Annotated in this window: 22 protein-coding genes and 1 pseudogene; 10 read left to right on the forward strand and 13 right to left on the reverse strand. The window is 72.4% G+C overall.

All coding sequences use genetic code 11. The features are described from left to right. Positions 1 to 17 precede the first annotated feature (17 nt). Complete coding sequence (locus AB0H53_RS00520; protein ID WP_362104879.1) at positions 18 to 971, forward strand: LysR substrate-binding domain-containing protein; 954 nt, start codon at positions 18 to 20, stop codon at positions 969 to 971. A 210-nt stretch (positions 972 to 1181) separates the two neighbouring features. On the opposite strand, the gene AB0H53_RS00525 is transcribed toward AB0H53_RS00520, so the two are convergent. Both AB0H53_RS00525 and AB0H53_RS00530 read right to left on the reverse strand, forming a co-directional pair. Then, positions 1182 to 1409: a hypothetical protein gene (locus AB0H53_RS00525; RefSeq protein WP_362104882.1), complete on the reverse strand. Its 228-nt coding sequence runs from the start codon at positions 1407 to 1409 to the stop codon at positions 1182 to 1184. Then, positions 1406 to 2359: an SPFH domain-containing protein gene (locus AB0H53_RS00530; protein ID WP_362104885.1), complete on the reverse strand. Its 954-nt coding sequence runs from the start codon at positions 2357 to 2359 to the stop codon at positions 1406 to 1408. The genes AB0H53_RS00525 and AB0H53_RS00530 overlap by 4 nt, the downstream gene beginning before the upstream one ends. 245 nt (positions 2360 to 2604) lie before the next feature. Here AB0H53_RS00530 and AB0H53_RS00535 point away from each other — a divergent pair, with 245 nt between their 5' ends. Next, positions 2605 to 4881 (forward strand): transglycosylase domain-containing protein, encoded by a 2277-nt coding sequence (locus tag AB0H53_RS00535; RefSeq protein WP_362104888.1) that lies wholly within the window; start codon positions 2605 to 2607, stop codon positions 4879 to 4881. A 228-nt stretch (positions 4882 to 5109) separates the two neighbouring features. On the opposite strand, the gene AB0H53_RS00540 is transcribed toward AB0H53_RS00535, so the two are convergent. The 3 genes from AB0H53_RS00540 to AB0H53_RS00550 all read right to left on the reverse strand — a co-directional run bounded on the left by AB0H53_RS00540 (position 5110) and on the right by AB0H53_RS00550 (position 9748). Next, positions 5110 to 7329: a SpoIIE family protein phosphatase gene (locus tag AB0H53_RS00540; RefSeq protein WP_362104890.1), complete on the reverse strand. Its 2220-nt coding sequence runs from the start codon at positions 7327 to 7329 to the stop codon at positions 5110 to 5112. Positions 7330 to 7563: 234 nt separating this feature from the next. After that, on the reverse strand, positions 7564 to 8253 hold the full coding sequence (locus tag AB0H53_RS00545; RefSeq protein WP_362104893.1) for a DUF402 domain-containing protein: 690 nt from the start codon (positions 8251 to 8253) through the stop codon (positions 7564 to 7566). An 82-nt stretch (positions 8254 to 8335) separates the two neighbouring features. Further along, a complete protein-coding gene (locus AB0H53_RS00550) occupies positions 8336 to 9748 on the reverse strand; it encodes a class II fumarate hydratase (RefSeq protein WP_362104896.1) in 1413 nt (470 codons plus the stop codon). A gap of 107 nt (positions 9749 to 9855) precedes the next feature. Here AB0H53_RS00550 and AB0H53_RS00555 point away from each other — a divergent pair, with 107 nt between their 5' ends. After that, positions 9856 to 11397 (forward strand): ricin-type beta-trefoil lectin domain protein, encoded by a 1542-nt coding sequence (locus AB0H53_RS00555; RefSeq protein ID WP_362104898.1) that lies wholly within the window; start codon positions 9856 to 9858, stop codon positions 11395 to 11397. 144 nt (positions 11398 to 11541) lie between these two features. Here the strand turns inward: AB0H53_RS00555 and AB0H53_RS00560 are convergent, their stop codons facing one another. Continuing rightward, positions 11542 to 13233 carry a fumarate hydratase gene (locus tag AB0H53_RS00560; protein ID WP_362104901.1) on the reverse strand — a complete coding sequence of 564 codons (1692 nt, stop codon included), beginning with the start codon at positions 13231 to 13233 and terminating at the stop codon, positions 11542 to 11544. 199 nt (positions 13234 to 13432) lie between these two features. Between AB0H53_RS00560 and AB0H53_RS00565 the strand changes: the two genes are divergently transcribed. Continuing rightward, a complete protein-coding gene (locus AB0H53_RS00565; protein ID WP_362104904.1) occupies positions 13433 to 14077 on the forward strand; it encodes a DUF1707 domain-containing protein in 645 nt (214 codons plus the stop codon). A gap of 140 nt (positions 14078 to 14217) precedes the next feature. Beyond that, complete coding sequence (locus AB0H53_RS00570; protein ID WP_362104907.1) at positions 14218 to 14592, forward strand: WhiB family transcriptional regulator; 375 nt, start codon at positions 14218 to 14220, stop codon at positions 14590 to 14592. A 90-nt stretch (positions 14593 to 14682) separates the two neighbouring features. Here the strand turns inward: AB0H53_RS00570 and glpX are convergent, their stop codons facing one another. Beyond that, the gene (gene glpX, locus AB0H53_RS00575; RefSeq protein WP_362104910.1) at positions 14683 to 15714 is read right to left on the reverse strand and encodes a class II fructose-bisphosphatase; all 1032 of its coding nucleotides are present in this window, start codon (positions 15712 to 15714) and stop codon (positions 14683 to 14685) included. A 127-nt stretch (positions 15715 to 15841) separates the two neighbouring features. Between glpX and AB0H53_RS00580 the strand changes: the two genes are divergently transcribed. After that, positions 15842 to 16366: a DUF4245 domain-containing protein gene (locus tag AB0H53_RS00580; protein WP_362104913.1), complete on the forward strand. Its 525-nt coding sequence runs from the start codon at positions 15842 to 15844 to the stop codon at positions 16364 to 16366. A gap of 79 nt (positions 16367 to 16445) precedes the next feature. Here AB0H53_RS00580 and AB0H53_RS00585 read toward each other — a convergent pair whose 3' ends face one another. Then, on the reverse strand, positions 16446 to 17111 hold the full coding sequence (locus AB0H53_RS00585; protein ID WP_362104916.1) for a hypothetical protein: 666 nt from the start codon (positions 17109 to 17111) through the stop codon (positions 16446 to 16448). Between the two features lie 235 nt (positions 17112 to 17346). Here AB0H53_RS00585 and AB0H53_RS00590 point away from each other — a divergent pair, with 235 nt between their 5' ends. Continuing rightward, on the forward strand, positions 17347 to 17541 hold the full coding sequence (locus tag AB0H53_RS00590) for a hypothetical protein (RefSeq protein ID WP_362104919.1): 195 nt from the start codon (positions 17347 to 17349) through the stop codon (positions 17539 to 17541). A 49-nt stretch (positions 17542 to 17590) separates the two neighbouring features. On the opposite strand, the gene AB0H53_RS00595 is transcribed toward AB0H53_RS00590, so the two are convergent. The 4 genes and pseudogenes from AB0H53_RS00595 to AB0H53_RS00610 form a co-directional block, all read right to left on the reverse strand. Beyond that, positions 17591 to 18181: a malonic semialdehyde reductase gene (locus AB0H53_RS00595; protein ID WP_362104921.1), complete on the reverse strand. Its 591-nt coding sequence runs from the start codon at positions 18179 to 18181 to the stop codon at positions 17591 to 17593. A gap of 148 nt (positions 18182 to 18329) precedes the next feature. Next, positions 18330 to 18578, reverse strand: coding sequence for an exodeoxyribonuclease VII small subunit (locus AB0H53_RS00600; protein WP_362104924.1), 249 nt, complete (start codon positions 18576 to 18578; stop codon positions 18330 to 18332). Between the two features lie 10 nt (positions 18579 to 18588). Next, the gene (gene xseA / locus AB0H53_RS00605) at positions 18589 to 19848 is read right to left on the reverse strand and encodes an exodeoxyribonuclease VII large subunit (RefSeq protein ID WP_362104927.1); all 1260 of its coding nucleotides are present in this window, start codon (positions 19846 to 19848) and stop codon (positions 18589 to 18591) included. 123 nt (positions 19849 to 19971) lie between these two features. Further along, positions 19972 to 21346 (reverse strand): annotated as a pseudogene (locus tag AB0H53_RS00610) (APC family permease). A 63-nt stretch (positions 21347 to 21409) separates the two neighbouring features. On the opposite strand from AB0H53_RS00610, the gene AB0H53_RS00615 reads away from it, so the two are divergent. Next, on the forward strand, positions 21410 to 22408 hold the full coding sequence (locus AB0H53_RS00615) for a 4-hydroxy-3-methylbut-2-enyl diphosphate reductase (RefSeq protein ID WP_362104930.1): 999 nt from the start codon (positions 21410 to 21412) through the stop codon (positions 22406 to 22408). Positions 22409 to 22459: 51 nt separating this feature from the next. Then, entirely contained in the window at positions 22460 to 23215 is a 756-nt protein-coding gene (gene ppgK, locus AB0H53_RS00620; RefSeq protein WP_362104933.1) for a polyphosphate--glucose phosphotransferase, read from the forward strand. 120 nt (positions 23216 to 23335) lie between these two features. Here the strand turns inward: ppgK and AB0H53_RS00625 are convergent, their stop codons facing one another. Next, a complete protein-coding gene (locus tag AB0H53_RS00625) occupies positions 23336 to 23968 on the reverse strand; it encodes a DUF6542 domain-containing protein (RefSeq protein ID WP_362104936.1) in 633 nt (210 codons plus the stop codon). A 185-nt stretch (positions 23969 to 24153) separates the two neighbouring features. Here AB0H53_RS00625 and ychF point away from each other — a divergent pair, with 185 nt between their 5' ends. Beyond that, complete coding sequence (gene ychF / locus AB0H53_RS00630) at positions 24154 to 25242, forward strand: redox-regulated ATPase YchF (protein ID WP_362104939.1); 1089 nt, start codon at positions 24154 to 24156, stop codon at positions 25240 to 25242. The last annotated feature ends 76 nt before the right edge of the window (positions 25243 to 25318 follow it).

Raw genomic sequence — 25318 nt, forward strand, 5'->3', positions numbered from 1 at the left:
ATCGAAGGTGGTTATCAGTGGTGTCCGTATATAAGGGTAAGCAGCCCAGTCTGGCCCAGCTGCGCGCGTTCGTGGCGGTGGCCGAACATCTGCACTTCCGGGACGCGGCCGCCGCCATCGGGATGAGCCAGCCCGCCCTGTCCGGCGCGGTCTCGGCGCTCGAAGAGGCACTGGGTGTCCAGCTGCTGGAGCGCACGACGCGCAAGGTGCTGCTCTCGCGGTCCGGCGAACGGCTGGCGGCCCGGGCCAGGGCGGTGCTGGACGCGGTGGGTGAGCTCATGGAGGAGGCCGAGGCGGCCCGGGCGCCGTTCACCGGGGCCCTGCGGCTCGGGGTCATCCCGACCGTCGCGCCCTACCTCCTGCCCACGGTCCTGCACCTGGCGCGCGACCGCTATCCCGAGCTCGACCTCCAGGTCCACGAGGAGCAGACCTTCTCGCTGCTGGAGGGGCTCTCGGTGGGCCGGCTGGACCTGCTGCTGCTCGCCGTGCCGCTGGGCATGCCCGGCTTCACCGAGCTGCCCCTGTTCGACGAGGACTTCGTCCTGGTCACCCCCGAGGACCACTGGCTGGGCGGACGGGAGGACATCCCGCGTGAGGCGCTGCGCGAGCTGAACCTGCTGCTCCTGGACGAGGGGCACTGCCTGCGCGACCAGGCCCTGGACATCTGCCGGGAGGCCGGCCGGACGGACGGCGCGGCGGTCACCACCACCGCGGCGGGCCTGTCCACGCTGGTCCAGCTGGTCGCCGGCGGCCTCGGGGTGACCCTGCTGCCGCGCACCGCGGTCCCCGTGGAGACCGGGCGCAACGAGCGCCTGAGCACCGGCTGGTTCGCCGACCCGGCCCCCTCGCGCCGGATCGCGCTGGTGATGCGCGCCGGCGCGGCGCGGCAGGCCGAGTTCGAGGAGCTGGCCGGGGCGCTGCGCGAGGCGATGAAGGTCCTCCCGGTGCGGGTGGTGGACCCGGTGGCCTGACCCGGTGCCGGTCGCTCGACCCTCGGGGCGAGGGGTCACTCCGTACGCGGGCCGGCCGGCCGCCGGCACCGTCGCGTCGGCGGTGCCCGCGGCCGGCCGGACGGGTGCCGGCCGGGCAGCGCGGTAGCGTGCGACACGTCAGGTACGGCTGGCGGGCCGCGCCATGCCACGGCCTCCGGCCACGCGCCACGGGGCTCCCGGCCGCCCCGCTCACTCCGCCGGCGGCGGGGCCGGCGGTGCCTTCGGGGGGCGTCCCCGGCGGGGCGGCGGGCCGGGGTCGGCCGGCAGCCGGCCCGCCTCGGACAGGGCCCTGCGCAGCACGAACTCGATCTGCGAGTTGGCGCTGCGCAGCTCGTCCGCCGCCCAGCGCGCCAGCGCCTCGTGGACCACCGGGTCCAGGCGCAGGAGCACCTGCTTGCGCTGCCGGCGCTCGGTCACTGGTACAGGGTGCCGGTGTTCAGGACGGGCTGTGCCGCGCGGTCCCCGCACAGCACCACCATCAGGTTGGAGACCATCGCCGCCTTGCGCTCCGAGTCCAGCTCCACGATGTCGCGCTCGGTGAGGCGGTCCAGCGCCGCCTCGACCATGCCCACCGCGCCGTCCACGATCTCCCGGCGCGCCGCCACCACCGCGCCGGCCTGCTGGCGCTGGAGCATGGCGGAGGCGATCTCGGGAGCGTACGCGAGGTGGGTGAACCGGGACTCGATGATGCGGACGCCCGCCGCCTCGACCCGGGCGTGCAGCTCGGCCGCCAGCTTCTCGGTGATCTCCTCGGCGTTGCCGCGCAGCGACAGCCCGCCCTCGTCGTGGGCGTCGTAGGGGTACTCGATCGCGATGTGCCGCACCGCGGCCTCGGTCTGCGTGGAGACGAACTCCAGGAAGTCGTCCACCTCGAACATGGCCTGGGCGGTGTCCTCCACCTTCCACACCACCACGGCGGCCAGCTCGATCGGGTTGCCGTACGCGTCGTTGACCTTCAGCACGGCCGTCTCGTGGTTCCTCACCCGCGTCGAGATCTTGACCCGGGAGGTCAGCGGGTTGACCCAGCGCAGCCCGTCCGTGCGCACCGTGCCCCGGTACCGGCCGAAGAGCTGCACCACCCGCGCCTCGCCCGGCGCCACCATGTTGAGCCCGCACATCGCGAACAGGGCGGCGAAGCCGGTCAGGATGCCGGCCACCACCAGCGCCACCTTGACCGCCGCGGCCCCCGCCGCCGCGCCCGCCACCACCAGGCCGGCGCCCGTGGCCAGCCCCAGCAGGCCGAGCAGCAGGGCCAGCCCACCGCCGACGCTGCGCGCGGCGAACTCCCTGACCCCCGGTTCCGGCATGTCGGGCACGTCGGCCGCTTCCGGTGTGCCGCTCACGGTGTTCTTGCTGGCCATGGACATGACTGTTCCCCGTCCCCTCGGTGCCGTGCGTGCCGCAGGGCGCTGCGGCGGTCTAGCAAAGTGATATCACTTTTTCGTGTCCGGCAACCCTCCGCGCCTCCCATGAGTCAGTTCCCGTGGTAGTGGGTGCTGATTGTCACGTTGGGAAAAGCCCTGATTCATAGGGCTTTGTCAACACCACTGGTGTTAGTTTGCTGAGCTGATCTGCCTGTGACCGAGGAAGCGAAGAGCGGAGCGACGAAGCGATGGGCCGAGCGGAAGGCCGACGGACCCGGCAGCGCGGAGCGCGCCGGGACAAGAGCGGGAGCGCGGGCATACGACGCTTCTTCACCTGGAAGAAGCTGCTGGGCACCTTCGTCGTCTGCTGCCTGCTGACCCTGGGCGCGCTCTACGCGCTCTACCAGCTCGTCCCGGTACCGGAGGCCAACGCCGCCGCGGAGATGCAGAGCAACGTCTACAAGTACCGCGACGGCAAGATCCTGGCCCGTACCGGCAAGGTCAACCGCGAGATCGTCGAGCTCGACCAGATCCCCGACGACGTGGAGAAGACGTTCGTCGCCGCCGAGAACAAGACCTTCTACACGGACGCCGGCATCGACCTCAGGGGCACCGCCCGCGGCGTCTTCAACACCGTCACCGGCAAGGGCAAGCAGGGTGGTTCGACCATCACCCAGCAGTACGTCAAGAACTACTACCTGAACCAGGACCAGACGGTCACCCGCAAGCTCAAGGAGCTGGTGATCGCGCTCAAGGTCGACCGGCGCACGACCAAGGACGAGATCCTCGCCGGGTACATCAACACCAGCTACTACGGCCGCAACGCCTACGGAATCCAGGCCGCCGCCCAGGCCTACTACGGCGTGGACGCCGGCAAGCTCGACGTCGCCCAGGGCGCCTACCTCGCCGCCCTGCTCCAGGCGCCCAACCAGTACGACTGGACCCTGGCCTCCGACACCGGCAGGAAGCTGGTGACCGAACGCTGGAACTACGTCCTGGACAACATGGTCGAGGAGCACTGGCTCGACCCGGCCGAGCGGGCCACCCTGACGTTCCCCAAGCCCCACGAGCCGAAGGCCGAACCCGGCATGGAGGGGCAGACCGGCTACCTCGTGGACGCCGCCAACCGGGAGCTGATGGACCAGGGCGTCAGCGAGTCGGAGATCAAGGCCGGCGGCTGGACCATCACGCTCAACATCGACAAGGAGCGCCAGCGGGAGCTGACCGAGGCCGTCGGCGAGCAGCTCGAGTCGAAGCTGGACCGCAAGGACGAGGCCGACGCGACCGTCCAGGCCGGCGCCACCTCCGTCGACCCGAAGACCGGGGAGGTCGTCGCCCTGTACGGCGGTGTCGGCGCCACCAGGCACTGGATGTCCAACGCCACCCGCCGCGACTTCCAGCCCGCCTCCACCTTCAAGCCGGTCGTCCTGGCCTCCGCCCTGGAGAACGGCTCGGAGACGCAGGACGGCCGGGAGATAGGCCTCGGCACCGTCTACGACGGCACCAGCAAGCGTCCCGTCGAGGGCGGTGACACGCCCTTCGCGCCCGAGAACGAGGACGACCGCAGCTACGGCCCGGTCACCGTGCAGAAGGCGACCAACAGCTCGATCAACTCCGTCTACGCCCAGATGATCGTGGACGTCGGTCCCGGCAAGGTGAAGAAGACCGCCCTCGACCTCGGCATGAAGGACGGCCCCGGCTGGCCGGAGCAGCCGGCGATGTCGCTCGGCACGATGGGCGCCTCCACCTGGGACATGGCCGGGGTGTACGCCACCCTCGACAACCACGGCAAGAGGGTCACCCCGACGATCGTGAAGTCCGCCGAGCACAAGGACCGCACGGTGGAGCTCCGGGAGCCCATCGGCTCCCAGGTCATCGGCCGGGAGGCGGCGGACACCGTGACCAAGGCCATGACGGGCGTGGTGGCCAGCGGTTCCGGGGTGAACGCGGCCGGTGACTACCAGGCGGCCGGCAAGACCGGTACGTCGGAGAACAACCAGTCGGCCTGGTTCGTCGGCTACACGCCCGAGCTGGTCACGGCCGTCGGGCTGTTCGGTGAGAAGCCGGACGGTACGGGACACGTCACCCTGACCGACACCGTCAACCCGGGCCGTATCAACGGCGGTGGTGTCCCGGCCAGGATCTGGCGGGAGTACACCACCGACGCCCTCGACGGCGGCTCGGACGCCCAGTTCGACCTGGAGGCCGCCGAGACGGTGATCCGCGAGCCGGCCGCGCCGGCGCCGACGGTCTCCGAGCAGCCCAGCCCGACCAGGTCGGAGCCCTCCGAGGAGCCGGAGAAGACGGCGAGCCCCACGCGGACGACGCCCACGCCGACCCGCACGTCCGCCACCCCGACCCGCCCCACGCCCACCAGGCCCACCAAATCGGTCACCCCGACCGGCACGCCGAGCGGTTCACCGAGCGACGGTGACACCGGCGGTGACACCGGCGAACCGGGCGGCGGCGGCACCGGGGGCGGCACCGGGGACCCCGGTGGCGACAGCAAGCCCCCGAAGCAGTGACGGCCGGTGGCCGGGTCCTCAGGGCCCGGCCACCGCGCGTATGCCTCCAGCACCGGACGGGCGGCGCCGGGGACGGCCGGCGAGTGAGCCGAAGGGGCCCGGCGGTGCCGGGAGGCGGAACGCGGGGGCCGTGAGGAACGGACGGTCGAGCACGTCCGGCCGCCGGCACCTGCTGAAGGCGTCCCGGAGGCGGACCGAGCCCCGAAAGGGGGCTGGGCGAACCGCGCCCTAGGAAACGCGCGCCGGCAGCTCGAACCAGACGACCTTGCCCGTCGACAGCCGCGTCGCCCCCCACCGCCTGGCCAGCCGGTTCACCAGGAACAGTCCGCGCCCGCCCTCGTCGGTGTCGCGGGCCCTTCGCTGGCGCGGTAGCTGCGGCGAGTCGTCACCGACCTCGCAGCGCAGGACGTCCGTCCGCAGCAGCCGTAGCGTCACCGGCCGCTCCGCGTACCGCACCGCGTTGGTCACCACCTCGCTGACCAGCAGTTCGACGCTGTCCGACAGCTCCTCCAGGTCCCAGCGGGCCAGCGCCCGGCGGGCCAGGCGGCGGGCCCGGCCGGGCGCCTGCTCCTCGGGGTCCAGGAACCAGTAGGCGACATCGCTCGGCGCGATCCCGTCGAAGCGGGCGGCGAGCAGCGCGATGTCGTCGTCGCGGTCGCCGGGGCCGAGCATGTCCAGGACGTCGTCGCAGAGCGCCTCGAGCGGAGGCGAGTGGTCCGGGCCGGTGAGCTGGGCGGTGGCGGCGAGCCGTTCGCGCAGTTGCTCTATCCCGGTCCAGACGTCCCGCAGCCGGGACTCCACCAGTCCGTCGGTGTACAGCAGCAGCGTGGCGCCCGCCGGGGCGTCCAGCTCCACCGCCTCGAAGTCCACGCCGCCGACGCCGATCGGCGCGCCGGGCGGCACTCGCAGCACCTCGGCGCGACCGCCGAGGTGCAGGAGTATCGGTGGCGGGTGGCCCGCGTTGGCGATCGTGATCCGGTGCGCGACCGGGTCGTACACCGCGTACAGGCAGGTCGCCATGCGGTTCTCGCCGAGCCGCTGGGCCTGCTCGTCGAGGTGGTGCAGTACCTCCTGCGGCGGCAGGTCGAGCCCGGCCAGGGTCTGCGCGGTGGTCCGCAGCTGGCCCATGATCGCGGCGGAGGTCATGGAGTGGCCCATCACGTCGCCCACGACCAGCGCGACGCGGCTGCCGGGCAGCGGGATGGCGTCGTACCAGTCGCCGCCGACCCTGGCCGTCTCGGCGGCCGGCAGGTAGCGGGAGGCGAGCCGCACACCGGTGGGCTGCGGCAGGTTCTCCGGCAGCATGGTGCGCTGCAACTCGTCCGCGATGTAGGCCTCGCGTCCGTACAGCACCGCCTTGTCGATGCCGAGCGCGGTGTGCGTCGCCAGCTGCGCCGCCACCAGCAGGTCGTTCGGCTCGAACGGCGGCCGGTCGGGGCGGCGCAGGAGGACGGCGGCACCGATGACCCGGCGCCGCCCGCGCAGCGGCGCCAGGATGGCCCGGTGCCCGGACGGCACGGTCCGGCCGTCGCCGAGGAGTTCGGGAAGCGCCGCGCGGGCGGCGGCCGAGTCGCCGAAGACCGGGCGCACGCCGCGCAGCACCTCGGCGAGCGCGCCGCCGGCGCTGACCTCGCAGAGCTCGGCGGCGGGGCCGCCCTCGGTGTCGGGCCCGGTGACGGGGAGCGCGGTGGGCAGGCCCAGCTCGGAGTCGTCGTCGCTTAAACGCAGCCGGTCGGTACGGCGCAGCCGCAGCACGAACGGGTCGACGGGGCGCTCGTCGCCGACCGGGAGCGGGTCGCGCAGGTAGACGAGGATCGCGTCGGAGAACGTCGGTACGGTGGCCCGGCACAGGCCCAGCACGATCTCGTCCAGGTCTATGCCGCGGGCGATGCGCCGGGTCGCGGCGCCCACGAACCGCAGCCGGTCGCCCTCGCGGCGCGCGGTGCCGACGGGTTCCTGCGGTGGCCCGGCCGGCGCGGGCACGGCCGGAGCCGCCGGTCCGTCCCCGGTACCGCCGGCGGGCCGCCCGGCGGCGCCGGACGGCGCGGCACCGCTGCCCGCGCCGGCCGTACCACCGGCCCCGCCCCCGGCACCGGACCGAGCCCCGGCACCGGGCCGCGCCGGCTGTCCGGCCCCGGGGCCGTCCCCGGCCGCCGCCCCGGTCACGTCCCCGGCTCCCGCGCCGGGCCCGGGGTCCGCTCCCGCCCCGGTCCCGGCGCCGGCCATGGCGGCCCCGGGCCCGGCGCACGCCACCGGGCCGTTGCCCGGCTGTCCCTGGTCCTGCCCCTGGCCGGGTCCGTAGGCGGAGGCGGGCGCGGGCGGGGGCGACGTGGCGGGCGCGGGCGACGCGGCGGGCGCCGGGGGCGCTTCCCGCCGTGGCCGGGTGCGTTCCTGCGGCCGGGCAGCGCGGGGCTGCCGGCCTTCGTGGGAGGTGGGATGCTCCGTCACGCGTGGGATTCCGTCCGTCCGGGCCGGTTGTGCGATGCAAGCGCTCTGTCAGGCGCTATACCCGCTCTGAGGGCGGCGTCGACAAGGGGTGACGGATCCGGGCACACATCGGGCACGGTTCCACCCCCTCACTGATGACTTACGGTCAGTTCCTGCTCGGTGCTCAGTTGTTCTTGCCTCGCGGACTTGCGGATGACGATCCTACGTTTCTCCCCCAGGGGCGCATCAAGGGTCTCATGGCGCCGTGCGCGCCGGGGTGCGATCCCAGTCCCCGGGCAGCTCCGGCACCGTCCAGCGGGGGTCCGGGCGCCAGTCCTCCCAGCCGTCCGCGAACGGCCGCCCCCAGGCGCGGATCACGTCGACCGCGGCCTGCCCGGCCTCCCGTACCCGGCGGGCCTGGGCGGGGTCCATCAGGCCGATGCGCTGGGCCTGCGCGAACTCGTCCTCGTCCCGCCACAGCCAGGTGCGGTCCGGGTAGACGGAGATGTCCAGGAAGTGGTCCTCGGAGTCGACGCCGCCCGCCCACCGGGTGCGCGGCTCCTCCAGGTTCACGTACCAGCTGCGGAACCGCCAGCCGCGCTCCCAGAACAGCCAGACCGACCACGGCTCGTCCGGCCGGGCCAGCTTCAGCACGCCGGTACCGGCCCACCGCGTCCGGACGGTGGTGCGCGGCGCGGTGTACCGGGTGGCCAGCGGCTCCTCGTGCACGGGCGTCCCGTCGGCGAGGACCGGCTTGACGCACTCGGTGCCGGGCGCCATCCAGACGGCGAGCAGGTCGTCGGTGTCGCGCACGACGGTCACCGGCCGGCAGATGTGGACATGGCCTCCGCCGTTGTCGCGGTACCGCCACAGGATGTGCGAACCCGGCGCCCAGCGGGCGCCGTCGGCGCCCGTCTCCCTGCTCCCTGTCGTCTCGGCTGTCATGCGCAGATCTTAGGGCGCCGTTCCGGCCACCGTCGTGGCGGGGATCACTCCCGGCGGCGGCCGGAACGGGCGTTTCCCCAGGTCAGGGGCGGGTCATCCGCAGAACGTCAAGGGCCTCGTCCAGCTGCTGGAGAGTCAGGTCCCCGCGCTCCACGTACCCGGACTCCAGGACGACCTCCCGGATCGTCCGGCGTTCGGCCAAGGACTTCTTGGCGACCTTCGCGGCCTCCTCGTACCCGATGTACTTGTTGAGCGGTGTCACCACGGAGGGGGAGGACTCGGCGTACTCGCGTGCCCGCTCGGCGTTTGCGGTGATGCCGTCGACGGTCCGGTCCGCCAGCAGCCGCGCCGCGTTGGCCAGTAGCCGCACCGACTCCAGCAGGTTCTTGGCCATGACCGGGAGCATCACGTTCAGTTCGAAGTTGCCGGCCGCGCCCGCCACCGCCACCGTGGTGTCGTTCCCGGTCACCTGGGCGGCGACCATCAGGACGGCCTCCGGGATCACCGGGTTGACCTTGCCCGGCATGATCGAGGAGCCGGGCTGGAGGTCCGGGAGGTTGATCTCGGCCAGGCCGGTACGGGGTCCGGAGGCCATCCAGCGCAGATCGTTCGAGATCTTGGTGAGGCCGACCGCGATCGTCCGGAGCTGTCCGGACGTCTCGACGAGCCCGTCCCGTGCGCCCTGCGCCTCGAAGTGGTCGCGGGCCTCGGTCAGCGGCAGTCCGGTCGCCCGCGCCACCTCGGCGATGACGGCGGCGGAGAAACCGGGCGGAGTGTTGATGCCGGTGCCGACCGCCGTACCGCCCAGCGGCAGTTCGGCCAGGCGCGGCAGCGAGGCGCGCAGCCGTTCGACGCCGTACCGCACCTGTGCGGCGTAACCGCCGAACTCCTGACCCAGCGTCACCGGGGTGGCGTCCATCAGGTGCGTACGCCCGGACTTCACCACCTCCGCGAATTCGGCCGATTTCCGCTCCAGCGCCGCCGCCAGGTGCTCCAGGGCCGGGATCAGGTCGCCGGTGACGGCGGCCGTGGCGGCGATGTGGATGGAGGAGGGGAAGACGTCGTTGGACGACTGGGAGGCGTTGACGTGGTCGTTGGGGTGGACCTCCCGGCCCAGCCGCTCACCGGCCAGGGTGGCCAGTACCTCATTGGTGTTCATGTTGGACGAGGTGCCGGACCCGGTCTGGAAGACATCGACCGGGAAGTGGTCGTCCCAGCGCCCCTCCGCCACCTCGGCGGCGGCCTGCTGGACGGCCAGGGCGACGTCCTCGTCCAGTACGCCCAGCTCGGCGTTGACCTTGGCGGCGGCGGCCTTGATCCGGGCCAGGGCCTCGATGTGGGCCCGCTCCAGGCGCTGGCCGGAGATGGGGAAGTTCTCCACCGCCCGCTGGGTCTGGGCCCGCCACTTGGCGTGGGCGGGGACCCGGACCTCGCCCATGGAGTCGTGCTCGGTCCGGTACGCGGCGGTGCCGTCGTCGCTGATCTGGTCGCTCATGTGTCGCCAACCTCCAGAAAAAGTTGAGCAGTTGTCTGGTTCTGCGTATTCCCAAGCTGTCTACCGGCCAGTAAAAACCGTGGGTAACCCCACTTCCAGGAGGCGCAATGACGCGCACCAGTCCCAGGCTGCGAGCCATCGTCGCAGCCGCGGCGGCGCTCGCCGCCGCACTCGCCGGGACGGCGGCCGCCACGTCACCCGCGAACGCCGCCGTCGGCACCCCGCGTACCACCGCGAGCGGCACCGCATCCGTGCCCCTGCCGCCCGAACTGGAGCGGATCCGCGCGGCCGAGGCCACCACCCTGTACGGCAGCCCCGCCGAACGCCCGCTCGCCGACCGGAAGACCGGCCTGATCTCGCTCGGCGACAGCGAGATCTCGGGCGAGGGGGTGGGTACGTACGAGCCGGGCACCAACGGCCCCGACAACTGGTGCCACCGCTCGCCCGGCGCCGCCGTCCACCGCACCGGGATACCGGCCGACGTCACCTACAACGTCTCCTGCTCCGGCGCGTCCAGCGGCAACATCCGGATCGGCGGGACGAAACAGTACGCCGACGAACTGGTCCAGAGCGACAATCTCGCCATCAAGGCGCGCAACACCCGGATCAAGATGGTCCTGCTGGTGGCCGGCGCCAACGACGACCTGCAGTTCGGCCCGGTCATGACGGACTGCGTCACCCGCTACCTGACCCTCCAGGGCCCGTGCGAGCCCAAGTACGCCCCGGGCTGGCAGGCCCGTGTCGACGCCCTGGTCCCCAAGGTCGAGCAGACCATCCGCGACCTGCGCACCGTGATGCGCGACGCCGGCTACACCGACAGCGCCTACAAACTGGTCGTCATGGGGTACCCGAGCCCCATCGGCCCGGACTTCCGGGACAACCCCGGCTTCCCCGGGAAGCTCGCCTGCGGCGGCCTCGGCCACGACTCCGACACCGTCTGGGGCCGCAACACCGCCGTCCCCGCCTTCGAACGCGGCATGCGCAGGGCGGCGGCCACCACCGGAGCCGTCTACCTCGACAACTCCCGCCTCTTCCACGGGCACGAGGTGTGCATGGAGGACGCCTGGGCGCGCGGCCTCTACATCGACCTCTCCAAGCCGGGCCTGCCGGACGAGAACTCCGTACGGCAGTCCTTCCACCCGAACGCGGCCGGCCACGCCGCCTTCGCCTCCTGCCTCACCCAGCTCTACGACTCCGGCCGGCGTGAGGGGGGCTGCGCCGACCCGGCGTCCACCGGCAAGCCGGTCCTGCTGCCCACCGCCTGGGACGACGTGTTCAGGCCGCTGCGGAACGCGGCGACCGGCACCTGCCTGGACGTGGCCGGTTCGGTCACCGCCAACGGCACCGCGGTCGGCGGCTGGGACTGCCACACCGGACGGAACCAGAACTGGTGGTACGACGCCGAACGCCAGTCCCTCCACACCGAACTGACCCACGACCGCTGCCTGGACGTCCCCGGAGCCAGGTACCAGGCGGGCACCGCCCTGGTCGTGTGGAACTGCTCGGGCGTCACCAACCAGCGGTTCGTCCGCCAGGCCGGCACCATCCGCCCCGCCGCGGCGACCGGCCTGTGCCTGACGCTGGGCGCGGCCAAGGACCCGCTCCGCCTCCAGCCCTGCGACGGGTCGGCCGGGCAGCGCTTCGCCTGACCCCCGGGCTGTGACACGGAGGGGGCCGGTCACCACCGCGGTGGCCGGCCCCCCTGTGTCGCCCGTGCGTTGGTGCGCCCGTGCGCCCGTGCGCCCGTGCGCCCGTGCGGGCCCGCTGCGCCCGTGTGACGCGGCCGGCCCGCGTTACGCGAGCCCCGGGCCCCGCACCGGGATCGAGGTGAACGTCGGCGCGGGCGCCGGCTCGGTGAAGAAGTCGTTGCCCTTGTCGTCCACCACGATGAACGCCGGGAAGTCCTCGACCTCGATCCGCCAGACCGCCTCCATGCCGAGTTCCTCGTACTCGACGACCTCCACCTTCTTGATGCAGTCCTGCGCCAGCCGCGCCGCCGGGCCGCCGATCGACCCCAGGTAGAAGCCGCCGTGCGCCGCGCAGGCGTCGGTGACCTGCTTGCTGCGGTTGCCCTTGGCGAGCATCACCTTGGAGCCGCCCGCCGCCTGGAACTGTTCGACGTAGCTGTCCATCCGCCCGGCCGTGGTCGGGCCGAACGAACCGGAGGCGTACCCCTCGGGCGTCTTGGCCGGGCCGGCGTAGTAGACCGGGTGGTCCTTGAGGTACTGGGGCATCTCCTCGCCCGCGTCCAGCCGCTCCTTGATCTTGGCGTGCGCGATGTCACGCGCCACGACCAAGGGGCCGGTCAGCGACAGTCGGGTCTTGACCGGGTGCCTGGTGAGCTCGGCGAGGATGTCGTCCATCGGCTGGTTCAGGTCGATCCTGACCACGTCGCCGTCGGCGTCGAGGTGCTCGTCCGTCGTCTCGGGCAGGAAGCGCGCCGGGTCGGTCTCCAGCTGTTCCAGGAACACCCCCTCCGCGGTGATCTTGGCGACGGCCTGGCGGTCCGCCGAGCAGGACACCGCGATGGCCACCGGCAGGGAGGCGCCGTGGCGCGGCAGCCGGACCACGCGCACGTCGTGGCAGAAGTACTTGCCGCCGAACTGCGCGCCGATACCGATCTTCTGGGTCAGCTCGAAGACCTTCTCCTCCAGCTCCCGGTCCCGGAAACCGTGGCCGAGCGGCGAGCCCTCGGCGGGCAGCTCGTCCAGGTAGTGCGCGGAGGCGTACTTGGCGGTCTTCAGGGCGAACTCGGCCGACGTGCCGCCCGCGACGATCGCCAGGTGGTACGGCGGGCACGCGGCCGTGCCGAGCGAACGGATCTTCTCCTCCAGGAACCTCATCATGGAGGTCTCGTTCAGGACCGCCTTGGTCTCCTGGTAGAGGAAGGACTTGTTGGCGGAGCCGCCGCCCTTGGCCATGAACAGGAACTTGTACGCGCCGCCGTCCGTCGCGTACAGCTCGATCTGGGCCGGGAGGTTGGAGCCGGTGTTCTTCTCCTCCCACATGGTCAGCGGCGCCATCTGCGAGTAGCGCAGGTTCAGCCCGGTGTACGCGTCGTGGATGCCGTGCGAGAGGGCCTTCTCGTCCTCGCCCTCGGTGAGGACGTTCTGCCCGCGCTTGCCCATGACGATGGCGGTACCGGTGTCCTGGCACATCGGGAGCACCCCGGCGGCCGCGATGTTGGCGTTCTTGAGCAGGTCGAGCGCCACGAACTTGTCGTTGCCCGACGCCTCCGGGTCGTCGATGATCCGGCGCAGCTGTGCCAGGTGCGCGGGCCGCAGGTAGTGCTGGATGTCGTGGATCGCCTCGGCGGCCAGCTTGCGCAGCGCCTCCGGCTCGACCTTGAGGAACGTACGGCCGCCGGCCTCGAAGGTGGACACACCCTCGGACGTCACCAGGCGGTAGGGCGTGGTGTCCTCTCCCAGGGGGAGCAGTTCGGAGTACGCGAACGCAGGGCTGGGAGGGGGGGAGACTGGGGGCATTACGGCCATTCCTCACTCGGCGGACAGCGGCGCCGCCTCCATTGGCGGCGCGCTCCCCAGCGTAGAACGCCGGGCCCCGCCCGCTTCTGTGAGGTAAGGCTCAGTTGCCCTCCCCTCCCCGGCGGGCCCGGCCCGTCCGGCTCCCACCACGCGCCGCGCCCCCTGGTCGCGATCTATCGCGTTTCGCTACGCTGAGGCCGTGGACCTCGAAAAGCAGCCTCAATCGACGGGATCGCTCCGGGCATCCGACGCCGACCGGGACCGGGTCGCGGACATCCTCAGGGACGCCTTGGCCGAGGGCCGGATCGACGCCGAGGAGCACGCGGAGCGCATCGACGCGGTCTACCGCGCCAAGACCGTCGGCGAGCTCGAACCGCTCGTCCGGGACCTGCCCGCCCCCCGCGCCGGCGCCGAGCCCTCGCCCGCCTACACCTACGGCCCCGAGGAACCGGCCGGCCCCGCCGAGAAGCTGATCGCCGTCTTCTCCGGCTCCACCCGCAAGGGGCGCTGGCGCGTCGGTCCCCGCACGCACGCCTTCTCGCTGTTCGGCAGCGTCGAGATCGACCTCACCGAGGCGATCTTCGCGCAGCGGCTGACCACCATCAACGCCACCTCCGTCTTCGGCAGCGTCGAGGTCCGCGTTCCGGAGAACATCACCCTGCGCGGCAACGGCACCGGTGTCTTCGGCAGCTTCGAGGTGGTCAACCTGGAGGCCGCCGACCCGCAGGCGCCGGTGGTCCTGGTCAACGGCTACGCGGTTTTCGGCAGCATCGAGGCCAAACCCAGGCGCGGCAAGCGCATCACCGACCTCCACGGCAGGCTGCGCAAGCACCTGGGCGGCTGACCCGCGCCCGGGTGACGGGTTTCGGCCGACCCCCGGTCCACCCATCGGACCCACGCGCCACGCAGTGCATAGGCGTGCGCACAGCGGGTAGGCCTTGCTGCATCGTCTCTCGCTCGCGAAGCCGTCGTCAGGAGTAGACCGTGCTGCAACTGCCGCATCAGCCCCTCCAGGTCGCCGCCGTACCCTCCCAGCGGGCTCCCGCGCGAGAGGACCAGGCCGGGCCCTGGCACTCGGAGGCGGTGTGCCGCCGGGACGAGGCGGGCCTGTTCTTCGCACCCTCCAAGGAACCCACGGCCGCCCGGCTGGCACGGGAGGAGGCCGCCAAGCGGGTCTGCGCCCGCTGTCCGGTGATGGTCGAGTGCCGGGAGCACGCGCTGCTCCAGCCCGAGCCGTACGGCGTGTGGGGCGGTCTGACCGCGGCCGAACGCCGTGTCGTGCTGGCCAGGCGCCGGCGCCGCGAGGTGGAGCTCAGGAAGGCGGCCACGACGGGCCAGCGGATCGCCGCCGCCGGCTGACGCGTCCCTCCGCAGCCGGCCGGCCCGTACGGGAAGGGGCGCCCCCACCGCACATGGGGGCGCCCCTCTTCGTTTCCCTGCGGTCCGGCGCTACTTGGCCCGGTCGAAGTCGATCTGGCTGTACGCGCGCAGCTTGGACAACCGGTGCGTGGAGTCGATCTGGCGGATGGTGCCGGACTTCGACCGCATCACCAGCGACGACGTCGTGGCCGTCTCGGCCCGGTAGCGCACCCCGCGCAGCAGCTCGCCGTCCGTGATGCCGGTCGCCACGAAGAACACGTTGTCCCCGCTGACCAGGTCGTTCGTCGAGAGGACCCGGTCCAGGTCGTGGCCCGCGTCCAGCGCGCGCTGCCGCTCCTCGTCGTCCTTGGGCCACAGCTTGCCCTGGATGACCCCGCCCAGGCACTTGATCGCGCAGGCGCTGATGATGCCCTCGGGCGTACCGCCGATGCCCATCAGCAGGTCCACGCCGGTGCCCTCGCGGACCGCCATGATGGAACCGGCCACATCGCCGTCCGAGATGAACTTGATCCGCGCGCCGGTCTCGCGGATCTCCTTGATGATGCCCTCGTGGCGCGGGCGGTCCAGGATGACGACGGTGACGTCCTCGGGCGAGGAGTTCTTCGCCTTGGCGACCCGGCGGATGTTCACGGCCACCGGGGCGTCGATGTCCACGAAGTCGGCGGCCTCGGGGCCGGTGACGAGCTTGTCCATGTAGAAGACCGCGGACGGGTCGAACATGGTGCCGCGGTCGGCGGCGGCCAGCACGGCGATGGCGTTGGGCATGCCCTTGGCGGTGAGCGTGGTGCCGTCGATCGGGTCCACGGCGATGTCGCACTCGGCGCCGGTGCCATCGCCGATCCGCTCCCCGTTGAACAGCATCGGGGCTTCGTCCTTCTCACCCTCGCCGATGACGACGACGCCGTTCATCGACACGGTGGAGACGAGGGTGCGCATGGCTCGCACCGCCGCGCCGTCGGCGCCGTTCTTGTCGCCGCGGCCCACCCAGCGGCCGGCGGCCATGGCGGCCGCCTCCGTGACCCGGACCAGCTCCAGGGCGAGGTTGCGGTCGGGGGCCTCGGGAGAGACCTCGAGCTCGGACGGCAGATGATTGTCGGTCATCGGGACGCACCTTTCTGTACGGCGACGGCCGGGAGTGAAGAGGGTGGTGCGACTCTATCGGTACGTCGACAAATTGAGCAGAGGGGCCCACGTATGAGCACGCCGGCCTGATGCGACCATAGGGGGCGTGGCAGGTATGCGAGGCAAGCAGACAGTGCGGGGAATGTTCCAGTCGATGGCGGTCATCGGTGTCGCCGCGGCCGTGATGTACCTCTTCGTTCCGCACGACGACACGGCGGACCCGATCAAGCCGGTCGACTACCGCGTCGAGCTGCTCACGGCGCAGCGGGCGGCTCCCTACCCCGTCCTGGCGCCCGAGGGGCTGCCCAAGGGCTGGACGGCGACCTCGGTCTCGTACCAGCGCCAGGAGGAGAACGCCTGGCACCTGGGCTTCCTCTCGCCGGAGCGCGAGTACGTGGCGGTCGAGCAGTCCACGGCGGCGCCGGAGAAGTACATCGCCGACGTCAGCCACCGGGCCGAGGACACCGGCCGGACCCAGAAGGTGGCGGGCCGGCCGTGGCAGCGCTGGGAGGGCCCGAAGTACGACGCGCTGGTCCTGCGGGACAAGGGCGTGACGACCGTGGTGACGGGCACGGCGTCCTACGAGCGGCTGGCGGAGATGGCCGCCACGCTGAAGCCGAAGAAGGGCTGACCGGACGGTCTCGCGCCCGGCCGGGCGGTCGGCCGGGAGTCCGTCGGTCGCGGGCCACCGGCCGCCGCCCGCCGCGCGGTCAGGGCTGGCCCGGCAGGTACGGGCGGGTGGCCTCGGGCGGGACGGTGCCGTGCAGCATCAGCCCGAGGATCTGGAACCGCGCCGGGGGAGCGGTGCCGACGATCCAGCCGTCGCCGGGGCCCAGGCCGACGACCTGGTACCAGGTGCGTTCCGGGAGCTGGAAGCAGTCGCGGTCCGTCCGGTCGTGGATGGACCAGACGACCGCGTACCCGGACAGGAAGAAGTAGAAGGGCAGTGGGTGCGGCAGCGCCGTCCCGTGACGTTCGGCGCCGTTCGGTGTCGATCCGAGGCGTGCCGGGTCGTTCTGCGCCGGCCGGGGCGGCGGCAGCGGAACGCCCCGCCGTCCGCGCGGCGTCCGGGACAGCTTCTGCAGATGTTTCACCTGCGGCCAGCGGGTGCGCCACTCGGCCCTGATCCGCTGCTGCCGGTGCGGCGGGTCCCCGACGGTGAGGAGCTGCACGATCCGCAGGGTGACGTCCACCGAGGGCAGTCGCTTGCCGTTCAGCGCCTCGCTGATGGTCGACTTCGACAGCGCTCTGCCCGGCGGCACCTTGGACAGGTCGACCAGGGTCTGCAACGAGGGCGCGCCGCGCGCGCTGTGCAACTCGTTCAGGTCCGTGGCGAACTGCTTGAGCGCGACGGCGTAGGCCTCCGCATCGCTCATGTGCTCCGTCCTTCACGCAGAAACGGCAAACGGCAGTGAAGGGCATCGTAGACGCGAAGTGACGGCGCCATCACCCTGCGCACGTGGGAGTGCGGGGGGGAGCGCGGAGCGCGGTCACGCGCCCGCGCCCCGCCGGCCGTTCCGTCGTGTACGGCGGAGGACGCCGGTGATCGGCACCGGACGGGTTCGTGTGCTCAGTGGCGGCGTCCGGCGGCCGGTTGGGTGTGCTGGGAGCATGGACAGCGACAACATCCCGTTCAAGCGCGCGCCCCGGCCCCGTCGCCCGCCGGGCCCCGTCGAGCTGCTGCTGGGCCTGGCCCTGCTGCTCGGCGTGGTGGTCGCGGTCCACCTGGCCACGGGAAACCCGAACGTCGCCCTCGTGGTCGCCTCCGTCACCGGCCTGTACGGGTTGTGGCACATCCGCCGCTGAGCGCGCCGGCGGCCCCGGACACCTCGTGTCCGGGGCCGCGGGGCTCGCGTCAGACGGTGGTGACGACCTCGTCGAACGCCAGACGGGGCGAGCGGGGGAACCACGCGTTCTCGCCCGGCTTGCCGATGTTGACGATCATCAGCGGGGTGTGGTCGTCGTCCAGGAACTCCTTCTGGACCCCGGCGAAGTCGAAGCCGGTCATCGGGCCGGCGGCGAGGCCGGCGGCGCGGACGCCGACGATGAAGTACCCGGCCTGGAGCGCGGCGTTGAGGCCGGCGGCCTGCTCGCGGGCGGCGCGCTCGGAGAAGAACATGTCCTTGGCCTGCGGGAAGTGCGGCAGCAGGGCGGGCAATTCCTCGTGGAACTCGTTGTCGGCGGCGAGTATCGCGACGAGCGGGGCGGAGGCGGTCTTGGCCTGGTTGCCCTCCGCCATGAGCGGTACGAGGCGGGCGCGGGCCTCGGCGGAGCGGACCAGCACGATGCGCAGCGGCGTCTGGTTGAACGCGGTCGGGCCGTACTTGACCAGGTCGTAGATGGCCTGGACCTGCTCCTCGGTCACCGGCTCGTCGGTGAAGCTGTTCGCGGTGCGGGCCTCGCGGAAGAGAAGGTCCTGGGCGGCGGGGTCAAGAACGAGGGACATGCTGCGTGCCTTTCGCCTGGGCGGTCGTGGATGAAGCGGTGGCCCCACCGTACGACCGACTTAGGTTAACTTTCAACTAAATCGGCGATCCGGTGAGTCACCTCACAGGCCCTCAGCGTTTTCCGGCGCCCAGGTGTTCCCGGCGGCGCTACGCGTCGCGACCGGCCGTGTCCCCGGAGTCCGCCAGAGCCGCGTCCAGACGGGCCCGCGCGCCCTCCAGCCAGCGCCGGCACACCTTCGCCAGCTCCTCGCCGCGTTCCCACAGGGCCAGCGACTCCTCCAGCGTCGTACCGCCCGCCTCCAGCCGGCGCACGACCTCGATCAGCTCGTCGCGCGCCTGCTCGTATCCGATCGCCGTCTGGTCGGCCGTCGCCGTGTCCGTCGTGTTGGCTGCCATGCGCTCCACCCTAAGGGCGGGGGGCGGCGGTGCCGCCGTCCACGCGATCACCGGCCGCCGGCCCGCCGTCCACCCGAACCGCGAACTCGCCCTCCGCCACCCGGGCGCGCAGTTCCTCGTCCCGCGCCACCTCGCCGGGCGAACGGACCACCGTGCCGTCCGCCCGCTGGAGCACCGCGTACCCCCGCTCCAGGGTCGCCGCCGGGGAGAGCGCCACCACGCGCGCGCGGGTGTGCGACAGCTCGGAGTCCGCCCGGTCCAGCAGGTGGCCCAGCACCCGGCGGCTCCGCGCCGCCAGCGCGTCCACCTCCGCGCGCCGCTCGTCGACCATGCGCTGCGGGTGCTCCATCACCGGCCGGCCCAGCGCGTGCGCCAGGCCGCGCTCCTCCCGGTCCAGCAGCCCCCGCACGGTACGCAGCGCCCGGTCGCGCAGCGCGCGCACCCGCTCCAGCTCCTCGCCCACGTCCGGTACGACCTTCTTGGCCGCGTCCGTCGGCGTGGACGCCCGCAGGTCCGCCACCAGGTCCAGCAGCGGGGCGTCGGGTTCGTGCCCGATGGCGGACACCACCGGCGTACGGCAGGCGGCGACCGCCCGTACGAGCTGTTCGTCCGAGAACGGCAGCAGGTCCTCCACGCTGCCGCCGCCGCGCGCCACGATGATCACGTCCACGTCCGGCAGCCCGTCCAGTTCCTCGACCGCCCGTACCACCTGCGGCACCGCGTGGACGCCCTGCACCGCGACGTTGCGCACCTCGAACCGGACGGCCGGCCACCGCCGCCGCGCGTTCTCCAACACGTCCCGTTCGGCGGCCGACGCGCGGCCGCAGACCAGCCCGACCAACTGCGGCAGGAACGGCACCGGCTTCTTCCGGTCCGGCGCGAAGAGCCCCTCGGCCGCCAGGGACCGCTTCAACTGCTCCAGCCGGGCCAGCAGTTCCCCGATGCCCACCGGCCTCATCTCCGCCGCCCGCAGCGAGAGCTGGCCGCGCGGCGCGTACCACTCGGGCTTGGCGTGCACCACGACCCGCGCGCCCTCGGAGACGACATCGGCGACCGCGTCGAACACCTGCCGGTAGCAGGTGACGCTCACCGAGATGTCGTACGACGGGTCGCGCAGCGTCAGGAAGACGACCCCGGCACCCGGCCGCCGCGACAGCTGGGTGATCTGCCCCTCCACCCAGACGGCGCCCAGCCGGTCGATCCAGCCCCCGATGAGCCGCGACACCTCACCGACGGGCAGGGGAGCTTCGGCAGACGTATTGAGACCCATGGAGCGAGCGTACGCGCCGCCCACGACAACGCTCCCGCCCCGCGTCCCCGGCGGCCCGCCCCGGCCGCTCGCCCCGGCGCCGGCCACTCCACCGGGCCGCCCGCCGCCGGAGGCCCGGGCGGGCTACCCCACCGGCCGTCCCGGCGCCCGGCGGCCACCCCGTACCCGCTGCGCCAGCAGCACCACCAGCCCCACTCCCAGCCACACCGCGCCCACCACCAGTGCCGAGGCGGCGGCCGACACGATCACCGCGACCAGGACCGCCGCCCCCACCACGGGCAGCACCACGTGCTTCAGCCAGTGCGGCGGCGCCCCCGGGCCACGCCGTACCGCGAACCACCCCACCACGCTCGCGTGCAGCAGGACGAACGCCGACAGCGCCCCGACGTCCACCACCGACACCAGGTGGTCCATCCCGTCGTCGCGCCGCGCCGCCCACACGGCCGCCACCAGGGTGACCCCCGCCGCCAGCAGCAGCGCCACCCGGGGCACCCCGCCGTCCGTACGCGCCAGCGGCCGCGGCAGCCGCCGGTCGCGGGCCATCGCGAACAGCAGTCGTGCCGCCGCCGCCTGTCCCGCCAGCGCGGCGAACGCCGCACCGATCGCCTTGCTCACCGCCACCAGGTCGTGCAGCCAGCCGCCCACCGACGCGTTCACCGCGTCGTAGAACGCCGACCCCCGCCGCCCGGGGTCCGCCGCCAGCCGGGCCGACGACACCGGCTCCAGCAGCGCCACCAGGTACGTCTGCGCCACGAACAGCACCCCAGCCGTCGCCAGACAGCACAGCACCGCACGCGCGACCCTCGCCGAACCGCCCGTCACCTCCTCCGCGAACGAGGCGACGGCGTCGAACCCCAGGTACGACAGCACGGCCACGGACACCGCGCCCAGGACCGCCGCCATCGAGAAGCCGGCGTCCCCGGTCAGCGGCGACAGCCAGTCGCGCCCCGTCCCGCACCAGCACCACCGTCGCCGCCACCACGAACACCAGCAGCACGGCGATCTCCATCGCCAGCACCGCGAAGCCGACCCGCGCGGCCGTCCGTACGCCGCGCAGGTTGAGCAGCGTGGTGACCACCACCGCGGCCGCCGTCCACACCCACCGGTTCACCGACGGCACCAGCGCCTCCATCGCGATGCCCGCGAACAGGTACGCGACGGCCGGGATCAGCACGTAGTCCAGCACCGCCATCCACCCCGCGATGAAGCCGGGCCCCTCCCCCAGCCCCTTGCGCGCGTAGGTGAAGACGGACCCGGCCCGCGGGGCCACACGCACCATCTGGGCGTAGCTGAACGCGGTGAACGCCATGGCGAGGGTCGCCACCAGATAGACCAGGGCGACCGCCCCGTGCGACCTGGCGTCCAGGGTGCCGAACACGCCGACCGGTGCCATCGGGGCGATGAAGAGCAGCCCGTACACGACGAGGTCGCGGAAACCCAGGGTCCGCCGCAGCCCGCCCGGCCGCTCCGTCCCCCGGGTCGCTCTGGTGGTGGCCATGCCCCTCAGTGTCGGCCACCCGGCGGATCATGCGCCGCTCACACGCGCCCTTACGATGGGAGCATGACTTCTGCGCCTGCCCGCCCGTCGACCGAAAAGCGCGTCCTCCTCGCCGCTCCCCGCGGCTACTGCGCGGGCGTGGACCGCGCGGTCATCGCCGTGGAGAAGGCGCTGGAGCAGTACGGTGCCCCGATCTACGTCCGGCACGAGATCGTCCACAACAAGTACGTCGTGCAGACCCTGGAGAAGAAGGGCGCCGTCTTCGTCGACGAGACGGCGCAGGTCCCCGAGGGCTCCATCGTGATGTTCTCCGCGCACGGTGTGGCGCCGACCGTCCACCAGGAGGCCGCCCAGCGCAAGCTGGCCACCATCGACGCGACCTGCCCCCTGGTCACCAAGGTCCACAAGGAGGCGGTCCGGTTCGCCAACGAGGACTACGACATCCTCCTCATCGGCCACGAGGGCCACGAGGAGGTCATCGGCACCTCCGGCGAGGCCCCGGACCACATCACGCTGGTCGACGGCCCGGACGACGTGGAGAACGTCACCGTACGGGACGAGTCCAAGGTCGTCTGGCTGTCCCAGACCACGCTGTCGGTGGACGAGACCATGGAGACGGTCGACAAGCTGAAGGACAAGTTCCCGCGGCTGATCTCCCCGCCCAGCGACGACATCTGCTACGCCACGCAGAACCGCCAGACCGCCGTCAAGCAGATGGGGTCCGAGGCGGACCTGGTCATCGTGGTCGGCTCCAAGAACTCCTCCAACTCCGTGCGCCTGGTCGAGGTCGCCCTCGGGGCCGGCGCGAAGGACGCCCACCTGGTGGACTTCGCGGACGAGATCGACGAGGCGTGGCTGGACGGCGTGACGACGGTCGGCGTCACCTCCGGCGCGTCCGTCCCCGAGGTGCTGGTCGAAGGCGTCCTGGAGTGGCTGGCGCGGCGCGGCTTCGAGGACGTGGAGATCGTCAAGGCGGCCGAGGAGTCGATCACCTTCTCGCTGCCCAAGGAGCTCCGCCGCGACCTGCGCGCCGAGGCGGCCGCCCTCTCCGAGCAGGGGTGACCCCTCGAAGAGCGGGGGTGACCGCCGGCGCCGCCCCGTAACGTTGAGTCCATGAACGTTTTTGGAGTGGACATCGGCGGGTCGGGGATCAAAGGCGCTCCCGTGGATCTGGAACGCGGTGATCTGGCCGAGCCCCGCCACAAGGTACTGACCCCGCACCCCGCGACACCCGACGGTGTCGCGGGGTGCGTCGCTGAGGTCGTGGCCCACTTCGGCTGGTCGGGCCCGGTCGGCGTCACCTTTCCCGGTGTCGTCACCGGCTCCACCATCCGTACGGCCGCGAACGTCGACAAGAACTGGATCGGCGTCGACGCCGCCAGCCTGCTCGGCGGCCGGCTGGACGGCGCCCCCGTCACCGTCCTGAACGACGCCGACGCCGCCGGCTTCGCCGAGATGACCTTCGGCGCCGGGCGCGGCCGCAAGGGCACCGTGATCATGCTGACCTTCGGTACGGGCATCGGCAGCGCGCTCTTCGTCGACGGCCGGCTGGTGCCCAACACGGAACTCGGCCACCTGGAGCTGGACGGCCACGAGGCCGAGAAGCGCGCCTCGACGAAGGCCAAGGAGGACAAGGACCTGAGCTGGGAGGACTGGGCGCGGCGGGTGCGCGCGTACCTGGCGCACCTGGAGATGCTGTTCTCGCCGGAGCTGTTCATCATCGGCGGCGGCGTCAGCCGCAAGGCGGAGAAGTTCCTGCCGCTCCTCACCGGCATCCGGGCCGAGATCGTCCCGGCGCAGCTCCAGAACAACGCGGGGATCGTGGGCGCGGCGATGGCCGCCGCGGCCCGCGCCGACGCCGGCGCCTGACGGCCACGGCACCGCCGGGCAGCGGGTTTCCGGGGTGCCGGTCCCGAGGGGCCGGTCCCGGGGGGGCGGTGGTGAGGAGTGGCCCGAGTGGTCCCCCGGAGGGCGCCCCGGGGGACCGCCCTAGGGAGTCGTACGCCGTTGGGCGACCCGGGCGGCGGCAGCGGCCCGCTGCCGCCGCCCCATCAGCCGCACCTTCCGCACGGAGGTGATCACACCGGCGATCAGGGTCCCGCCGTAGAGCCAGCCGGCGTGCACGGCGAGCGCGGTCACCACGGCCATGATCCGGCCACCGAGACCACCGGTGCCACCGGCGATCGGTACGACTCCGACGGCGAACGCGATGGGTACGCTGATCGGCGCCGTGACCAGGTCGGCACCGCGTACCCACAGCGCGGTCAGCGCGCTGACCGGCAGGAACAGCAGGCCGTACACCAGCGGTGAGCCGTCGAACAGCAGCCAGTCCAGACAGCCGATCACGAACATCGCGGCGGCGGCGAACAGCCCGCCGCCGAGCCCGGTCAGCCGGGCGCCCGGCAGCCGGCGCAGGGTGAGCACCACGGGCGGCACGGACCGCCGCCGGGGCCCGCCCGGCCGCCCGGGCCGTGGACCCGGCCCGCCAGACGGCCGGCCTGCCGGCCGTCCCGGCCGGGTCCCGACCGGGACGGCCGCGCCCTCGACGAGCGTGCCCTGGGGCAGGACCGGGGGCTGCGGTCGCCGCCGGCGCTGCGGGGGAGTGTTCCTCTGCTGCTCCACCCTGACAACGTAGGTCGCCGGGACCCGGGAATCGGGCATGGGACACGCCTTTGGGGCCACCTTGGCGTGGAGTTCGTCTCCCGGCCTCCGGCGGTACCCCGTCCGGCTGCCGTCGTCGCCCGCGGCGACACGCCCGTAAACTGGGGGATCGGCCCACCATCCACACTTCTAGGGAAGTCGCCAACGTGTCGCTCACGATCGGAATCGTCGGCCTGCCGAATGTCGGCAAGTCGACCCTGTTCAACGCCCTGACCAAGAACGACGTGCTGGCGGCCAACTACCCGTTCGCCACCATCGAACCCAACGTGGGCGTCGTCGGCGTCCCCGACGCCCGCCTCACCAAGCTGGCCGAGATCTTCAGCTCGCAGCGGGTGCTGCCGGCGACGGTCGACTTCGTCGACATCGCGGGCATCGTGCGCGGCGCCTCCGAGGGTGAGGGCCTGGGCAACAAGTTCCTGGCGAACATCCGCGAGTCCGACGCGATCTGCCAGGTCATCCGCGCCTTCAAGGACGAGAACGTCGTCCATGTCGACGGCAAGGTCTCGCCCAAGGACGACATCGAGACGATCAACACCGAGCTGATCCTCGCCGACCTCCAGACGATCGAGAAGGTCCTGCCGCGCCTCCAGAAGGAGTCGCGGATCAAGAAGGACATCGGGCCGAAGGTCGCGGCCGTCGAGGCGGCCCAGGCGATCCTGGAGCGCGGGGACACCCTGTTCTCGCAGGGCATCCTCCAGGGCAGCGAGAAGGCGGAGCTCCTGCACGACCTCCACCTGCTCACCACCAAGCCGTTCCTGTACGTCTTCAACGTCGACGAGGACGAGCTGACCGACGAGACGTTCAAGGACGAGCAGCGTGCCCTGGTCGCCCCGGCCGAGGCCATCTTCCTCAACGCCAAGCTCGAGGCGGACCTCGCCGAGCTGGACGAGGAGGACGCCCTCGAACTCCTCCAGTCCGTCGGCGCCGAGGAGCCCGGCCTGGCCACCCTGGCCCGCGTGGGCTTCGACACCCTGGGCCTCCAGACCTACCTGACGGCCGGCCCCAAGGAGTCCCGCGCCTGGACCATCAAGAAGGGCGCCACGGCCCCCGAGGCGGCCGGTGTGATCCACACCGACTTCCAGAAGGGCTTCATCAAGGCCGAGGTCATCTCCTTCGACGACCTGGTCGCCACCGGCTCGGTCGCCGAGGCCCGCGCGGCGGGCAAGGCCCGCATGGAGGGCAAGGACTACGTGATGCAGGACGGCGACGTGGTGGAGTTCCGCTTCAACGTCTGATGCTATGTCAATACCTGTGCCCGACCCTCCTGTTGGTGGGTCGGGCACAGCTGTGTGTCCGCAGTGGGTCCCCGAT

It is taken from the genome of Streptomyces sp. NPDC050856 (assembly GCF_040653855.1).
In the GTDB taxonomy this organism is placed as follows: domain Bacteria; phylum Actinomycetota; class Actinomycetes; order Streptomycetales; family Streptomycetaceae; genus Streptomyces.

What these genes read in the sequence shown, in the direction of transcription:
- AB0H53_RS00585 (WP_362104916.1), bottom strand. Translation starts at nt 17,111, where the DNA reads ATGAGCGATGCGGAGGCCTACGCCGTCGCGCTCAAGCAGTTCGCCACG.
- xseA (WP_362104927.1), bottom strand. Translation starts at nt 19,848, where the DNA reads ATGGGTCTCAATACGTCTGCCGAAGCTCCCCTGCCCGTCGGTGAGGTG.
- glpX (WP_362104910.1), bottom strand. Translation starts at nt 15,714, where the DNA reads ATGACCGACAATCATCTGCCGTCCGAGCTCGAGGTCTCTCCCGAGGCC.
- AB0H53_RS00535 (WP_362104888.1), top strand. Translation starts at nt 2,605, where the DNA reads ATGGGCCGAGCGGAAGGCCGACGGACCCGGCAGCGCGGAGCGCGCCGG.
- AB0H53_RS00600 (WP_362104924.1), bottom strand. Translation starts at nt 18,578, where the DNA reads ATGGCAGCCAACACGACGGACACGGCGACGGCCGACCAGACGGCGATC.
- AB0H53_RS00595 (WP_362104921.1), bottom strand. Translation starts at nt 18,181, where the DNA reads ATGTCCCTCGTTCTTGACCCCGCCGCCCAGGACCTTCTCTTCCGCGAG.
- AB0H53_RS00615 (WP_362104930.1), top strand. Translation starts at nt 21,410, where the DNA reads ATGACTTCTGCGCCTGCCCGCCCGTCGACCGAAAAGCGCGTCCTCCTC.
- AB0H53_RS00590 (WP_362104919.1), top strand. Translation starts at nt 17,347, where the DNA reads ATGGACAGCGACAACATCCCGTTCAAGCGCGCGCCCCGGCCCCGTCGC.
- AB0H53_RS00560 (WP_362104901.1), bottom strand. Translation starts at nt 13,233, where the DNA reads ATGCCCCCAGTCTCCCCCCCTCCCAGCCCTGCGTTCGCGTACTCCGAA.
- AB0H53_RS00545 (WP_362104893.1), bottom strand. Translation starts at nt 8,253, where the DNA reads ATGACAGCCGAGACGACAGGGAGCAGGGAGACGGGCGCCGACGGCGCC.
- AB0H53_RS00530 (WP_362104885.1), bottom strand. Translation starts at nt 2,359, where the DNA reads ATGTCCATGGCCAGCAAGAACACCGTGAGCGGCACACCGGAAGCGGCC.
- ppgK (WP_362104933.1), top strand. Translation starts at nt 22,460, where the DNA reads ATGAACGTTTTTGGAGTGGACATCGGCGGGTCGGGGATCAAAGGCGCT.
- AB0H53_RS00550 (WP_362104896.1), bottom strand. Translation starts at nt 9,748, where the DNA reads ATGAGCGACCAGATCAGCGACGACGGCACCGCCGCGTACCGGACCGAG.
- AB0H53_RS00555 (WP_362104898.1), top strand. Translation starts at nt 9,856, where the DNA reads ATGACGCGCACCAGTCCCAGGCTGCGAGCCATCGTCGCAGCCGCGGCG.